The sequence below is a fragment of the Arthrobacter sp. ISL-95 genome (assembly GCF_018613695.1).
Lineage (GTDB): Bacteria > Actinomycetota > Actinomycetes > Actinomycetales > Micrococcaceae > Arthrobacter.
This window is the reverse complement of the sequence record NZ_JAGGPR010000005.1, coordinates 190,588-205,477: the sequence shown is the minus strand read 5'-3', so window position 1 is coordinate 205,477 and position 14,890 is coordinate 190,588. Positions and strand designations below refer to the sequence as shown.

Here is a 14,890-nt window from a genome sequence, read left to right as displayed (position 1 = left end):
CTTTGGTAACCTCCAAAAGTTCCGTTTACAGGGTTGCCATAGTCTCGTGCGTTGAGGTCTGGCGGTGCCAGTCCAGTATTTGCCCGCCTGTCATGAAGACTGATCGTTCATCGGCGCGGATGTGTGTGAGAGCCTGGTCCAAGTACTTCAGCCGATGAGGTGCCGCCATGATGTACGGGTGCACCACCAGGGCCATAACCCTCGCGGAGTCTTCGGCGTCCTCGGCCAGTTGGTCGAATTGATCCTTTGCTCGTTGGAGGTACTCTCGGGCGGGATGGTGTTGGATGAGCATCATTGCCACGTCGTTGCATTCCTGCGTGTAGGGGATGCTCGTGATGGGCGTGGTTCTTGTCCGGAGTTCCACCGGCTGATCGTCAAGGACCCAATCGCAGACGTACTCGTACCCTTCTTCGACGAGGATGTCAGGGGTCTCCCAGGTCTCAGTCAGTCCGGGACCGAGCCAGCCACGCGGTGCATGGCCTGTTGCTTTGCGTATGGCTTCAGTGGTGAGACGAATGTCCTCCCGCTCATCGGGCACTTTCTGCATGTTCTTTTGCCCAAAACCGTGTCCAATGAACTCCCAGTTCCGCTCGATGGCGGCGTCCGAGATAGCGGAGTAGGTCGCTACCGCTTTGCCATTGATGGCAAGCGCTACAGGGATGCCGTGTTTGTCCAGTGTTTTCAGGAGACGCCAGAATCCGGTCCTGTTTCCGTATTCGTGCCAGCACCAGTTGGGGACGTCGGGCGTGGGGATCCCGCCCGCAGGGGGTGTGAGCACCGTGCGGGGCATGGCTTCGTCGTCATTCCACTCTTCGATGTTGACGATGACCCAAACAGCTACTTTCTTTCCGTCCGGGAGTAGGCGTCGTGGGCGGTCAACGATAGCGCTGTAGTCAATGCGTTCACTCGGTTTCATGATTCCTCCTGGTCGGTGATGGTGATGCTGAGGGTCGGAAGTCCCGTGACTTCCACGCTGATGCGATCGCCGGGGCCCACGGCCGAGACACCTGCGGGTGTGCCCGTGAAGATCAGGTCTCCAGGTTCGAGCGTGTAGAGCTCGCTGAGTCGGGCAAGTATTTCGGGAACCGACCAGATCATCAGTTGGAGACTTGTACGTTGCCGCTCTTCGCCGTTGACGTGAAGTACCAGGGTTCCGTCTTCGAGATTCTGGATGGAGTCCTTGGGAAGAATAGGGCCGCACGGCGCGGATCTGTCGAATGATTTACCGGGTTCCCAAGGGCGGGACTGAGAAACGGAGGCTTTCTGCAGATCACGGCGGGTCAGGTCAATTCCTGCAGCATAGCCATAGATGGCTTCCATCGACCCCGCAGCATCGCCGTTCCGCATCCGCTTCCCGACAGCAATGACGAGTTCACCTTCAAACTGGAAATCTTCTGTTGCCCGTGGATAGGGAATCGTTGATCCGTCCACCTCGATCGCGTCCGTTGGCTTCTGAAAGAAGAAGGGGTCGTCGCGTTCGTCGCCTTCTCGCATTTCGCGGATGTGATCGACGTAGTTCCTTCCGACGCAGTAGATCCGGCGCACAGGGAAGCCGGAGTCCGTGCCTACGACCTGGACCAATACCGGGGCTTCTGTCCAAAGTGCCTGCATGTCTCTTACTCCTGAATGTTGGGTTGTGGGGTGCTTATTCGATCGACGGGGGCAAGTTTGCTGAACTCCTGGTTGCGCAAGGCAAGAGCAAGAACCGCAGAGGCGATGGATAGGCCGCTAATTTGGATCAAACCGGCTGTGCTCCATCCGAATTCCCCTACGAAGAGGCTGAACACGAGGCCGGCGAAGCCAGCCGCAGTGTAAATGCAGGTTGTAAAGAGGCCGGATGCCCGTGAAGAGTGCGTCTCGTTCATGCTCTTGACGAGGGAAGCGACCAGGCCGACGTACAGTCCTGAACTGGCAACCAGACCGAAAAGGAAAGACCATGTGGCCTGCCACGCGAGCGTTGCAGGACCCGCGAACAAGGCAATGCCGCACACAGCTTGGGCAATGCTCAGTGCCGTTATGGCAATCTTCGGGGTCAGCCGGTCGACCAACCAACCGCCCAGAGGCGAGGCAAATGCAGCGAGCCCTGACAGGCCCATCGCGAAACCGGCGTCGGCTTGGCTGAGTCCGAGGTGTTCGATCATGAAGCTGGCGTACATACCTATGTAGCCGAAGTCGATGAGCCCAAACATCACCGTGATGACTGCGAGGATGAGCGGGTTTCGACTCAGGAAGCTTGTTGCACCGCCAACGTAGTGGACAACCTCGTGAGCTGTTTTTTGCTCTGTAAAGGAAGAACGCACGAACACGATGACGAGGACTGCCGCTACAACACCAATGACTCCGAATGCGATCATCGGGGCGCGCCAGGAATCATAGGCTTGGTGGAGCGCTACTCCGAGATTGGGCCCAATCAGGGCGCCGGTGGCGAAAGCGACATTGACTGAACCGATGGCAATGCCTCGGTGGCGTGGAAAAGCATGAGTGGCCACTGTAAGGATCGCGACGAGTTGCAGGGCTTCTCCAACCCCGCTGAGGACTCGCCATGCCAGCATGTCCCAGAAACCGAAACTTACGACGGTGAGAATGGTCGCCACCGAAAAGAGAACAGTCCCTGCCACGAGGACGTATTTGCGGTTCACCCTTCTAAGAGCGATACCGGCCGGGATGCCCGTGAGTCCCATGCCCAGGGCGAAGAGGGTTGATTGCAGTCCCGCTTCCGGGAGCCCGAAATTGTACTCGGATCTGACTTCGCTCAAGAGGACAGGAAAGACCATTCGGTCCATTGCATTGACCGAATACGCGAGCAAAATGAGGACGAACATGAGCAGAGCAGCTTTGGAGCTCGGGGCTCCCTTGGCTGGCTGACCTGTGTCGGGTGGCCGTTGTGTAGGTAGTGGTTGCGAGTGATTCTGGCTGATCATCGTTGATTGCCTTCCTATGTGAGTGCGGTTTCGTCTTCCCAAGTTCCTGCGTCGCGAGCCCGCCGGACTAGATCGTCGCGTCGCTGGCCTGCGCTCTGAATTGCCTGCCGGGCAGATGGTTGCACGAGCTTGCCATCACTGAGCAGGATTCGACCATCGCCAATGACCATCTGGATCGCATTGGACGTGCCGTGGTAAATCAGGCTTTCCACCGGGTCACCGCTCGGGAGCATTGACGTATGGGACATTTCCATGAGGACAAGGTCGGCTCGCTTCCCGGGGCGTAGGGATCCGGTGACGTTCTCGATTCCGAGGTCGCGCGCTGCACGTACGGTGGCCATCTCGAGGGCGATCCGTGGAGTCAAGGTTGCACGTCCGGTGCGAGCGTGTTCCACGGACACCAGGGCGCGAAGGGTTGCAAGGATGTCCGCGTTTGCCGGCATCGCCAGCGTGTCGATCGAAAGAGACGTCAGCGCGCCGGACTCCAGGAACTCGGTTACCAGCGGGAAACCCATGGTCCGCATTTCAGACAAAGGACTGACCGAAATGCTTGTACCTGTTCGTGCAACGGCCGCGATATCGTCCGATGAAGCGTGAATAGCATGCACGATCTGCACATCCGGCCCGAGCAAGCCCTCGCGGTCAAGCCTGGTCAGACCGCACGACTTACACCCGGGTTCCCGCATGCACCGGTCGCAGTGCATGGTGATGGGCACGTCGCGTTCCCGAGCCGAGCGCCATTCAAAGTGGGACAGTTCAGTAGAGGTACGGTACGGGCCGCGCAACGCGACGCCGAAGTGGATTCGATCATCCAGCCGCTCCGCCGTCCACCGGGCCCTCGCCGCGTCCAACCCGGCGAAATCCATGGGCTCGTCAGCGGCGGAAGAATCCCGGGGTCCGTAGGAAAACCGTCCACGTACTCCCGAGTCGAGTTGGGCCTGGATGTTGGCGTCCACGTCCTCGGCACCGCGGACGTTGTGGTCCCAGTTGTGCACGGTGGTAATGCCGTTCTGGACAGCCTCGGCGAGGGCAAACCGTGCCGACCAGTAGAAATCGTCCGTACGTAGGTGCGGGGCCAGTCCCCGTTTGACCGAGAAGTAATCACGGCCCGGAGAGTCGCCAACAGTGCCACGCAGCAAGGAATTCCACAGGTGCCAATGCGTATCAACGAACCCGGGCAACGCGAGGTTACCGGACGCATCAATGACCTTCACAAAGTCCGGGAGCGGCAGGTGCGGTCCTATCGCTTCGATGGAACCATCGCGAATCAGGACGTCCGCCACACCCTCAGGGACATATGGATCGAGGGACAGAACGTAAGCATTCTGCAGGAGCAAATTAGAGCGTTGAGGAAGCATGATCCACCCAAAGGACGACGAATATGACAAGGCCAAAAATGACAACACACCGGCGCAGGAGTTCTGACGGAAGCCGGCGACCAAGCACGGCACCTACCCATCCACCGAACAAACCCGCTACGGCAAGCACGAGCGCCGCAGGCCAAGCGACGGTCGCGAAGATAGTGAAAAACACCAGCGATACTCCGCTTGCAACAGCCGACAGCACGCTCTTGAGCGCATTGAGCCTTGCGAGCCGATCATCAAGTGCTACTCCGAGAACTCCGAGCATCATGATTCCGAGACCCGCGTTGAAATAGCCCCCATAGGCCGCTACTCCCAACTGACCAAGTCCCGGCCAACGAAGGCGTTCCTGATGTGGAACATCTGGCGCCCCACCAGGCGACCTTCCATTGCCGGCAGAGGAAATCTTGGCTATCCACGGTTGGGCAGCCAATAACAGCGTGGATCCGAGCACCAGCCAAGGAACCACGGCCACGAAGGTGGATTCCGGACCGAGCAGTAGAAGCGCAGATCCCAGAATCGCTCCAGCGACAGTAACCGCCCCCAACACCAGGACACGGCGTAACTGTCCGGATAGCTCCCGGCGGTATCCCCACGCACCGCCCACATAACCGGGAAGTGCCGCGACCGTGTTGATGACGTTTGCCGAGACCGGCGGATAGCCGAGTGCAAGCAGGGCCGGGAAAGTGACCAGGGAGCCACCGCCGGCAACTGCATTGATCGCTCCGGCGGTGGCTCCAGCCAGCGCCAAAAGTAATACCGATGTAGCTTCCATTCCTTTCACCTCCACATTCAATGTACGCAGTGTATGCAATGAATGCAATAGTGAACTTGCATGCGCAGTATGCTGATCTCATGACCGGAGATAACGGAACTACAGGATCAACCCGTTCGGCCTACGACGTCATCTGGTCCCGATTTCTTGATGGCACTTACACCGCGGGAAACCGGCTGCCGGAAGCTGCGCTGGCGGAGGAACTGGGAATCAGCCGGACTCCCGTTCGCGAAGCACTCAGCCGCATGCTGGCCGAAGGCCTGGTCACACCGGCAGCCCGCGGCGTCGTGGTTTCAGGACTGGATCACGAGGCCATGCGTCGGTTGTTTGACTTGCGGCGGAACCTCGAAGGATTCGCCGCCGAACTTACTGCCGCACGAGCTAGAGACGGCCTGATCGCCCCCGTCTGGTTCACCAGCCTCAAGGACGCGGCCCGTGAGTTTGCGGAGGCGGTGGAGAGCGGAGACGCCCGCGCCTCCAGCAGGCTCAACATGCGGTTCCACGATCTGATTGTGGATGCCAGTGGCAATGAATTTCTGGCTGAGGCGCACCGAAGGGCCATAGCACGGCTTGCGGTATCAACAGCCATGAATCTGGAGCACGTTGAGTGGGCCAAGGAAGCCGCCAGGCAGCATGAGGACATTGCGAGCGCGATCGCAGCCGGAGACGTCACGGCTGCACGGAGCCTCTCCGAGGCCCACATACGGGACGCGCAACGCGTCTTCGATGAACCTGGATAATCCCGCGACCTAATGGCTAGAGGGTAACGACTAGGGGTGCCGGCAAGTAGCACAGCGGATTTTCAGGCGGCGTCAGACTCGGGCTCTTGGTCGAGTTTGGCCAACAGCGCTGCCAGCACCTGACGCTCGGTGACATCCAAGTTCTGTAGCAGAGCATGCTCCGTCTGAAGGTGGGTGGACAGGGCGTCGTCGATGATTTCCTTACCCCGATCGGTGAGCTGTACGTGTTTCATCCGGCCGTCAACCACACTCGGCGCCCGGCTCACCAGGCCCTCACTTTCGAGCTTGTTGAGTCGCTGCGCTGTGGCGCTCGTGGTCACCATCGAGCCTCCTGATAAGTCCTTGGGACTCAGAACAAACGGAGCACCCGATCGGCGCAACGCAGCTAGGACGTCGAAGCTGGCCGAATCCAAACCGTGCTCTCCAAAAGAGCGTGACAGCCGCTCATCGAACCGCTTAACAACGCGCGCAAGCCTGCCGATCACGGCCATCGGGGACGCATCGAGGTCCGGACGCTCCCGGCCCCACTGCTTGAGGATGACTTCCACTGGATCGTTCATAAAGCCAGACTAGCCATTAGCTAAGTACTTAGCTATGTTTGCTAAGTCCTTAGCTATGTTTGCTAAGTACTTAGCAAATTACTACTAGTACCGCTCGCGATGGCTAAGCCCTCGTAGTTTCCACCACAGCGGAACCAGCGCTCCGTCAATCTGAAATGAGCCCATGCGAAAGTTACGACGAGTCATGCTCATCACGCTTGCCATTATTGTGGCGATTCCCCTGCTCTTCTTGGCGACAACAGCCACCGTCAACGCTGTTGCAACGAACGCGGAAGCGGCGGAGATCACCTCCTATGGGCAATTGGTTCCAGTCGATGGCAAGCACATGAACGTAGTGGTCAGCGGCCAAGGCAGCGAAACGATTGTCCTGATGCCCGGCCTCGGCACCGCCGCACCGGGACTGGATTTTCAGCCGCTAATCCAAGAGCTTGCAGCCCAATATCGTGTCATTGCTGTGGAACCCTTTGGCACGGGTCTAAGTGACCAGACCGGGACCGCGCGCACTGGCTCGAACATTGCCCGCGAGGTTCACGAGGCACTCCAGTACCTGGAGATTGATCGCTATGTACTCATGGGTCATTCAATGGCCGGTATCTATGCCCTCACCTACAGCGCCACCTACCCCGATGAGGTAAGGGCCTTCGTCGGCATCGACACCAGCGTTCCCAAGCAGCCAGGCTGGAACGAACGGGTCCCCACCGATGCCATAGCGGTTCTGAAGGACCTCGGGATCACCCGCGTGCTCACGTCGATCACCGGAGACCCGTACGCGGGAGGTCCCTATGACGAGAAAACCAGAAGGCAGCTGAATCTGCTGACCACCAAGAATGCAGCCGCGCCGACGCTGCTCAACGAGGTAGACAACGCGCCCACTAACTTCGAAGCAGTCAGCGGGATGACCTTCCCGAAAGATCTCCCCGTGCTGCTCTTTGTCCGGACCAAGAACATCGATGTGGAGGGTTGGGTTGATCTACACCAGCGGCAGGCCGCAAGCGTGGACAAGAGCCGCATGATCACAATCGACGGCGAACATTACCTCCACCGCACACATTCGCCACTGATTACCCAAGCTACGTCGTCGTTCCTCAACACCTTGTCATCACGCTGATCCGGACCACCGCGCATGCGCTCCACAGGTGTGAGCGAGTGTGCACGTGAACCGGATCATGACCAAAGTGGACGTCCGCGACCGAGCGCATTTGGTGATTCTGGCGTACGACTCGGGGCTGGTTTCCGCGGAGTGGCCAAAACGACGTACGGTAGGTTCACAGCCGGACGGCCCCACATGTGACGCCCAGTGGGATACTCGATCCGCATAAGATCGGGAACACGTCCCGCTCATTGATCTCTACCGTTGCTCGTGGTGGGCAGTCCTTCTGGCTCTTGGCTACGAAGAGTGGGTGCAGGGTAGTTCCTGATGACGTGCGCCGTCCGGCGACGTAAAGGACATCCCTGGATGAAGGGGTATGTCATGAGAAGCACCCATCGGATCCTAATCTTTGCCACGGCTGCCGGAATGGCCATGATGACCGGTTGCACTCCACCCAACGGGCCGTCGTCTGCTGCATCCCCCTCCGCTTCGGCGGCGTGGGAGGCAAGCATTGCCATCAAGAACTTCGGGTTTGAGGTTCCAGCTTCGGTGCGGCCGGGGGCGATGATCGCCGTGACCAACACCGACAGCGCCCCGCACACTGTCACCGCGAAAGGCAAAGGCGGTTTCGACGTTGACGTGCCCGCCGGTGCCACAGTGATCTTCAAGGCCCCGGACGAACCCGGCGAGTACGCGATCACCTGCACGTTCCATCCGCAAATGGCCGGAACGCTGGCAGTGAAATGAGAAAGCGGCGGTCACTCACCCTTGATTCCGGGCGGTTTCTTGCATTGCGGATTGTCATCGCCGCTGCCCTGGGCGTCAGCGCTGTCATCCACATTCAGCTTGCGCCCACCTATCAGCAGGCCGCACCGGGCGGCATCGGCCAAGGGACCCTGTTCCTGGTCCAGGCCGGAGCGGCGATCCTGACGGCGGTAGTTGTGCTGCTGAGAGGATCACGGGCGTCCTTTGCGGCCGCGGCGATTGTGGGTCTGTCCTCTCTGGCCGCAGTGATCGTGTACCGGTACATCCAAGTCCCTGCGATCGGTCCGCTGCCGTCAATGTATGAACCGGTCTGGTACACGGCCAAGGTCATTACCGCGGTGGCCGAAGCTGCGGCGGGTGGATTAGCGATCCTCGAATACGCCTTGGTTCGCAAGACTCGCCAGAAGCCACGACGTCGCCGCATGCCAGCGTCCACTCCGACGCCCGCTGAGTGAGCCCCCGAGAAAACTGTGCTCAGCGTCACTTTAGGACCCATCCGTTACGTGATCGGTGCCGAATACCCGGTGACCCCTATCCTTGGGGCGCCAACATCACACCGCGCGTGTATGAGGAGATTTTTCCAATGAACAAGACACTCCGCTATATGGCAGTACCAACCCTTGCAGTGGGCGCACTGGCCCTTTTCGGTTCCCCGGCGATGGCCGCGGACAACTCCTACCAGGCAACACTTGGCCAGCTCAACGGCAGCGCCGGTTCCGGAAGCATCTCCGTTGATGTCACCGGCAACCAGGCCCATGTTGTCCTGAACGTTTCAGGCATGCCGGCGACCTTCATGGACGCCCCGTACCCGCACGTTCAGCACATCCACGGCGGAGCTCAAGGCACTTGCCCGGACCCGTCAGCTGATAAAGACGGCGATCAGGTCATCTCCACCACCGAGGGCGCACCGTTCTACGGTGGCATTGTCACCACGCTTTCCACCAGTGGTGACACCAGCCCGGCAGCAGGTTTGGATTTGAAGGTGGGCGGGCAGGGAGCTGCCTACACGGTTGACCGCACGTTCGAGTTGAACGCTGAAACGAAGGCAGCGTTGGAAGCCGGTACTGCTGTTGTGGTGGTGCATGGTCTTGACCCCGCGACTCTCAGCGCAGCTGGCCAGGCTGCAAAGTCCGATCTTGCTCCCACCCTTCCGCTGGCAGCAACATCACCGGCCCTGTGTGGAACGTTGAAGGCAGGCCAGATGAAAATGCCCGCAGGTGGCGCTGCCACCGGCATTACCCAGGAAACAGGCAACGACGCAGGAGCCATCGCACTGGGCGGCGGCCTGGCATTGGTAGCACTTGCCGGCGGCGCCTATGTGGTCCGGCGGCAGCGCAACGCCAAGTCAGCAGCCTAAGCACAAGCTGACCGGATCATCACTGTGACAACCATGAAATCCACCTACCGCGGACGTCTCCTTGCGTCCGCGGTAGGTGGGCTTCTTCTCCTGACCAGCTGCGCCCCAGCAAACACCGACACGCCGGCCGCTCCCGCAATGAGCGCCCCGCCGACTTCTACTGCAGCACCTAGCCCCTCAACAGCGCCGCCTCCCCCACCGGTGATGCCGGCTGCGCCTTCGCCCGCAGCCACGCCAGCGGAGCAGCTACCAGCCGTGCTTCCCGGTTCGGCACCGGTCACCTTGGCAATCCCCTCGATCAGGGTCACATCGCAGTTGTTGCACCTGGGCTTGGAAGAGAACGGATCCTTGCAGGTTCCACAGGACACCGGAAACGGGGCACCCGCGAGCTGGTACAACGGTTCTCCCACACCAGGAGAACGTGGACCTTCCGTGATGCTCGGCCATGTCAACGCCCTCGGCGGGCACACAGGTGTCTTCGCGGACCTACAGAAACTGCAGAACGGTGATCAGATTAGCGTTACACGCGCCGATGGCGCCACTGCCGTGTTCGCCGTGTACCGCGGAGCCAAGTACAGCAAGAACAGCTTCCCCACCCTCGAGGTCTACGGCAACACCTCCGGCTCCGAACTGCGCCTGATCACCTGCGACGGTTACAACCCCGCCACTGGAGAGTTCGATGACAACTACGTCATCTACGCCAAACTCATCGCCTGACCATACTGCCTCTCCCCCGGGGCGGCTGAAGGACGGACACGACATGAACAACCGACACCATCGGCTGGCAGCGCTGGCCCTGGCATCCCTGCTGCTCCCCGGCTGTGCCGCAAATGCCGCTACCGCGCCCGATACTGGTGCTGAGGCTGGTACATCGCCGTCCTCCACCGGAACAGGGCACGCCAACGGACACCACGGCCAAAGCACGCCACAGCAGGAGACACCGTCAGCCGAGGGTCCAAGCGAGGCATCGTTGATGGTCTGCGGAGACCAGCCAATGGAGCGGCTAACCTCAATCCTGAAACTGGACACCAAACCCCACACCATCAACGACTGGGCCGACAGCACTTTCACCTGCACCTACCACCTGGATCAAGGCGCCCTGAAAATCTCCGTCAAAGAAGCTAAAGACAAGGCAGCCGCGCTGACGCACTTCAACGTCGAAAAGGCCCTGGCCAAAGACGCCAAGCCCATCGAGGGCCTGGCAAATCTCGGCTTCCCCGCCTACGAAACCGCAGCCGGGTCAGCCGTCTTCCAAAAAGACAGTTTCGTCCTGCACGTAGACGCCTCAGGACTGCCCGCCACCGTCGGGCCGGAGAACATCACCCGCAACGCCCTGGCCTACCAACTTTCCACCACCATCCTGGCCTGCTGGATCGAACACCCCTGACCCTGGACGACCTCCCCCGGCAGTTTCATGAAAGGTTCACCCATGAAAAAGACCACCAAAACGGTGAGCACACTCGCACTCACTGCAGCAGCAGCAGTCACGCTGATCCTCTCCGGCTGCGGTAATAACGGCATGTCAGGCTCCGACGCGACAGCGGCTCCCACACTGACTAAAGAATTCCCGTCAGCTCCTGCCGCCACACTCGAAGCAACCCCCTCGCCATCCAGTGAGGACCCCTCGACGGCAGCCGCCGCTGAGATCCTGATCAAAGGCTTCAAGTACCAGGACACCCAACTTATTAATCCCGGAACGACCATCACAGTCACCAACGAAGACATCGAAGCCCACAGCCTCACCGCCGACACTCCCGGCGCGTTTGATCTCACCATCAAGCCCGGCACCGCCACCTTCACCGCCCCCACCACACCCGGGACCTACCCTTACCACTGCATCTTCCACGCCAACATGAAAGGCACGCTCACCGTGAAGTAGCGACAAAGGATATAGGGGTGAAACTGACCCTGACCGTTCTCGTCGTCGACGATCAACCGCTTATCCGTCACCGGGCACATTCGGTGATTCTGGCGTACGAGTCGGGGCTGGTTTCCGCGGGCCGTTAGGGTGCCTCAGCGCGACAATTAGTTACGGCGAGGGGCCGGACAACTGTATTTGGGTACCGTGTCCGGCCCCGGCCCGCGGTTCGTACAACCGCCAACTATTGGGGGTTTATTGGAGGTCGTTCCTGAGCCGCTGAGTTCAGTAAAGCCCCTTGGGTGCATTCCGAGCACGAGTAGTGAGTACTCGTCTTTCGGCCTTATCCGAGCGCCGGCTACTTGCTTCGGGGTGCGACAAGTCAGCCGATGATGGGCCGCTCTTCGGGCAGCTGGAACAGCCTTGGCCGGGATGCCAAGGCGATGGCTGAGGCAACGGTGACGGTCCCAATACGGCCAGCGAACATCAAGGCCATCAGTACCCATTCGGCGGTGGGAGGCAAGTTGTAGGTAATTCCCGTGCTCAGGCCTACGGTTCCGAACGCGGAGATGGTTTCGAAAAGCACTTTTTCCAGGCTGTAGTCGGTGGACATGAGGAGCAACAGCGTCCCAAGGATGACTACTCCTACACCCAGCAGTGCGACGGTGAGAGCTTGGCGTTGGGTGGAGGAACTGATGGAGCGGTGAGCGATGGTGACTTGCTCGCGGCCTCGGATTTCGTTCCAAATCGCAAAACCCAAAACCAGGAAAGTGGTGATTTTGATACCGCCGGCTGTTCCTGCACTGCCTCCGCCAATGAACATCAAAATGTTGGTGATCATCAGGGTTTCGGGTGTGGCTGCCCCGTAGTCAATGCTGTTGAATCCAGCCGTCCTGGGGAACACTCCACCACCCAGTGAGCCCAGGATCTTTCCGCCAGGACTTAGCGGCCCCAGCGTCTCTGGGCGGTTCCACTCAAAGGCAGCGAAAAGGGCAATGCCCACCGCCAGCAACAGCAGGGAACCGAAGATGGTCAAGCGGAGGTGAATGGTCCAGTTCTTGAACCCGAGAGGGTTCCTTATCAGTTGGATAATCACCGGGAAACCGAGTCCTCCGGCAATGATGGCGGCGCAGATGGGCACGATGATCCACGGGTCTTCCGCGAAACCGATGAGGTTATCGCTGTACAGTGCGAACCCTGCATTGTTAAAGGCGGAGACGGCGTGGAACATCCCGTGCCACAGGGCCGTGCCGAGGTTGGGGTCATAGGCGATCCAGAAACGTGCCGTCAGGATGAGCGCTGTGATGGCCTCAAAGACGGCCATGATCTTTACAACCCGGAACAGCACGGACTTAACGTCTCCGAAGTTCAGGGTGTGGGTTTCAGACTGCGCCACAAGCTGGCCGCGCAGGCCGATGGTCTTGCGCACGAACAAGGCGAGCAGGCTTGCCAGGGACATGATCCCGAAACCACCTACCTGGATGAGCGCCAGGATTACCCCGTGCCCGAACGGGGTCCAGAAAGTGGCAGTGTCCACGGTGATCAGGCCAGTGACGCAGACAGACGAGACGGCGGTAAAGAAAGCCGTGGTGACGATGTCATCCGTGTCGCCTGTCCGGGCGATGGGCAGCATCAGTATGCAGGCGCCGAGGATAATGACGGCCAAGAACGCCAGAGGCACCGAACGGACCGGATGCAGCAAGGACACCTTCAGGCGCTCGCCCTCGCGGAATAGAGCCTGCAGCACCGGATTGCGGCTCATTTTGGAGCGTTCAACCGCGGGCAGTCTTTCCGGGGCGCGCGTCATCAGGCACTCCCGCAAGGATGTTTAAACACTGGATCCCTTTCCGGGCAGATCTTCAGCATCACAACCCGTGCCGAAAATAGCACCGATGAGGAACCAACCGGACCGAAAAGCGGATTTCTTGACGAATCCTTAACGCCTACCCGTTAAGAGCGCATCAAGATTTGCGGCGTCCGCATTAAGGAACCGTAAGGAACGCCTTTTCGCCACTTTTGCAGGAGTTGACTGACATCAGCCCCGCGAAAGGGGCTCTGATGAAAGGACGTTCCAGTGGCCGACGGCTCGCTGGCGCGGCAAAGGAAGATCCCGGCCTCATCCGGAACGGTTCCAACCCATGGTGCGGGAGTGGAGCTCCCTACCCCTTCTGGTCTTGTCAGCCAGACATGGATCCAGCGACAAAGTGGAGGCCCTGGCGCTGGAGCTGACGACTACATCACCAAACCCTTGCGCAGCTCAGGCGCAAGCTCGAGACAGAGCCGGGCAACCCCCGGCATCTGATCACCGAGCCGGGCATGGGCTACAGGTTTGTTCCGTAGGAGGCCTTCTTCGGCATTATTCTGCGGCCTTTTCGGCCGCCGTTTTCAGGTCTGCCGCGAATTGGGTGAAGCTGGCGTCGAAGGACGGGATCTTTGAGGCAAAGAGCGGAAAGACCGGGCCGCCGATTTTCTCGTTCATTTCAACCCGGGACCGGCCATCATTGGTATCCGTGATGGTGTAAGTCCTGGTCCCAAGGGCGTCACCCCACGCAAGCTTGGTGGGTGCCTGAAACTCTTTGACCTTAAGTTTGAAAGTACGGCTCGGATCCAGTGTGGAGACCAGCTTGATCTTCGACCCCGGAGCGATCTCACCATCCACCGAAACAACGGTGGAGTTCCATGCGGGATAGCCTTTGGCGTCAGTGAGGAGGCGCCAGATAGTGGACGGGGGCGCGTCGATGGTGGTGGAGACCCGGGTTTCACGGCTGAATGTCTTACTAGTTGTGGTAGCTGTACCTTCAGGTGTTTCAGACATTTCCGTCTCGTAACGCGCGAAATGCGGTGTGCTTTCGATGCTACAGCGGCGCTGTGATCACTACCGGCACGTTGTTGTGTGGCCGGTTGCGCCGGCCCACAGCCGGGCACGTCAACTACTCCGCTCCCGGTGTGTGAGCCCACGCCTCCGTTGGTGCCGAAGGACGGAATCCCTGCCGGCGTGAACCTGGACTGGGAGCACGAAACTCTGGAGCAATATGCGGCCAACCTGGGTCACCGCCCGGCAGTCACGGTCACCTTCACCGACTTTCCCATGTCAGATAACTATAGAGGGAACGTCGACGCCACCTTCGAGCAAATCCGCGGCAATGGCGGAACGATGCTCCTCACCCTGGAGCCCAAACAAGGGCCGGCTTCAGCGACCACGGAGGTAGCTAACGAACTTTCATCCACGCTGGCCCGTTTCAACAGCGCAGGCGTCCCTGTGATCGTGAGGTTCGCCCACGAGATGAACGGCTCTTGGTACGCCTGGGGGCAGCAACCGGCAGCGTACGTGGCTGCTTATCAACGCGTGGCTGATGCGGTCCACTCCAAGGCAGCTGGCAGCGCGATGATGTGGGCACCGAACTACGGGGGTGGGTATCCGTTCAGTGGAGGCCAAAACGAAGCCGCAGCCGGTTCCCCTGAT

Annotated in this window: 16 protein-coding genes and 1 pseudogene; 9 read left to right on the top strand and 8 right to left on the bottom strand. The window is 59.8% G+C overall.

Going from position 1 to position 14,890, the window contains the following annotated elements:
• Positions 1-25 precede the first annotated feature (25 nt).
• The 5 genes from J7I86_RS07160 to J7I86_RS07140 all read right to left on the bottom strand — a co-directional run bounded on the left by J7I86_RS07160 (position 26) and on the right by J7I86_RS07140 (position 5,057).
• Complete coding sequence (locus tag J7I86_RS07160; RefSeq protein WP_214818214.1) at positions 26-916, bottom strand: polysaccharide deacetylase family protein; 891 nt, start codon at positions 914-916, stop codon at positions 26-28.
• Positions 913-1,611: a fumarylacetoacetate hydrolase family protein gene (locus J7I86_RS07155; protein WP_214818212.1), complete on the bottom strand. Its 699-nt coding sequence runs from the start codon at positions 1,609-1,611 to the stop codon at positions 913-915. The genes J7I86_RS07160 and J7I86_RS07155 overlap by 4 nt, the downstream gene beginning before the upstream one ends.
• A gap of 5 nt (positions 1,612-1,616) precedes the next feature.
• On the bottom strand, positions 1,617-2,822 hold the full coding sequence (locus tag J7I86_RS07150) for an MFS transporter (RefSeq protein ID WP_286179460.1): 1,206 nt from the start codon (positions 2,820-2,822) through the stop codon (positions 1,617-1,619).
• Between the two features lie 113 nt (positions 2,823-2,935).
• A complete protein-coding gene (locus J7I86_RS07145; RefSeq protein ID WP_214818195.1) occupies positions 2,936-4,279 on the bottom strand; it encodes an amidohydrolase family protein in 1,344 nt (447 codons plus the stop codon).
• A complete protein-coding gene (locus J7I86_RS07140) occupies positions 4,260-5,057 on the bottom strand; it encodes a sulfite exporter TauE/SafE family protein (protein WP_214818185.1) in 798 nt (265 codons plus the stop codon). Before J7I86_RS07140 ends, J7I86_RS07145 begins: the two co-directional genes overlap by 20 nt.
• An 80-nt stretch (positions 5,058-5,137) precedes the next feature.
• Here J7I86_RS07140 and J7I86_RS07135 point away from each other — a divergent pair, with 80 nt between their 5' ends.
• On the top strand, positions 5,138-5,797 hold the full coding sequence (locus tag J7I86_RS07135; protein ID WP_214818183.1) for a GntR family transcriptional regulator: 660 nt from the start codon (positions 5,138-5,140) through the stop codon (positions 5,795-5,797).
• A gap of 62 nt (positions 5,798-5,859) precedes the next feature.
• Here J7I86_RS07135 and J7I86_RS07130 read toward each other — a convergent pair whose 3' ends face one another.
• A complete protein-coding gene (locus tag J7I86_RS07130; protein WP_214818180.1) occupies positions 5,860-6,357 on the bottom strand; it encodes a MarR family winged helix-turn-helix transcriptional regulator in 498 nt (165 codons plus the stop codon).
• 163 nt (positions 6,358-6,520) lie between these two features.
• On the opposite strand from J7I86_RS07130, the gene J7I86_RS07125 reads away from it, so the two are divergent.
• The 7 genes from J7I86_RS07125 to J7I86_RS07095 all read left to right on the top strand — a co-directional run bounded on the left by J7I86_RS07125 (position 6,521) and on the right by J7I86_RS07095 (position 11,448).
• On the top strand, positions 6,521-7,465 hold the full coding sequence (locus J7I86_RS07125; RefSeq protein ID WP_214818166.1) for an alpha/beta fold hydrolase: 945 nt from the start codon (positions 6,521-6,523) through the stop codon (positions 7,463-7,465).
• A 363-nt stretch (positions 7,466-7,828) separates the two neighbouring features.
• Complete coding sequence (locus J7I86_RS07120) at positions 7,829-8,194, top strand: cupredoxin domain-containing protein (RefSeq protein WP_214818164.1); 366 nt, start codon at positions 7,829-7,831, stop codon at positions 8,192-8,194.
• The gene (locus J7I86_RS07115) at positions 8,191-8,667 is read left to right on the top strand and encodes a hypothetical protein (protein WP_214818162.1); all 477 of its coding nucleotides are present in this window, start codon (positions 8,191-8,193) and stop codon (positions 8,665-8,667) included. Before J7I86_RS07120 ends, J7I86_RS07115 begins: the two co-directional genes overlap by 4 nt.
• Positions 8,668-8,795: 128 nt before the next feature.
• Complete coding sequence (locus J7I86_RS07110) at positions 8,796-9,569, top strand: hypothetical protein (RefSeq protein ID WP_214818160.1); 774 nt, start codon at positions 8,796-8,798, stop codon at positions 9,567-9,569.
• 33 nt (positions 9,570-9,602) lie between these two features.
• Positions 9,603-10,286 carry a sortase domain-bontaining protein gene (locus tag J7I86_RS07105; RefSeq protein WP_214818158.1) on the top strand — a complete coding sequence of 228 codons (684 nt, stop codon included), beginning with the start codon at positions 9,603-9,605 and terminating at the stop codon, positions 10,284-10,286.
• Between the two features lie 43 nt (positions 10,287-10,329).
• Positions 10,330-10,956 (top strand): hypothetical protein, encoded by a 627-nt coding sequence (locus J7I86_RS07100; protein WP_214818146.1) that lies wholly within the window; start codon positions 10,330-10,332, stop codon positions 10,954-10,956.
• Between the two features lie 42 nt (positions 10,957-10,998).
• Positions 10,999-11,448 carry a cupredoxin domain-containing protein gene (locus tag J7I86_RS07095; protein ID WP_214818143.1) on the top strand — a complete coding sequence of 150 codons (450 nt, stop codon included), beginning with the start codon at positions 10,999-11,001 and terminating at the stop codon, positions 11,446-11,448.
• 361 nt (positions 11,449-11,809) lie between these two features.
• Here the strand turns inward: J7I86_RS07095 and J7I86_RS07090 are convergent, their stop codons facing one another.
• Complete coding sequence (locus J7I86_RS07090; RefSeq protein WP_286179459.1) at positions 11,810-13,189, bottom strand: TrkH family potassium uptake protein; 1,380 nt, start codon at positions 13,187-13,189, stop codon at positions 11,810-11,812.
• Positions 13,190-13,783: 594 nt separating this feature from the next.
• Positions 13,784-14,242 (bottom strand): SRPBCC domain-containing protein, encoded by a 459-nt coding sequence (locus J7I86_RS07080; RefSeq protein WP_214818138.1) that lies wholly within the window; start codon positions 14,240-14,242, stop codon positions 13,784-13,786.
• Between the two features lie 273 nt (positions 14,243-14,515).
• Between J7I86_RS07080 and J7I86_RS22690 the strand changes: the two are divergent.
• Positions 14,516-14,716, top strand: a pseudogene (locus tag J7I86_RS22690) (hypothetical protein); the annotation flags it as partial.
• Between the last annotated feature and the right edge of the window lie 174 nt (positions 14,717-14,890).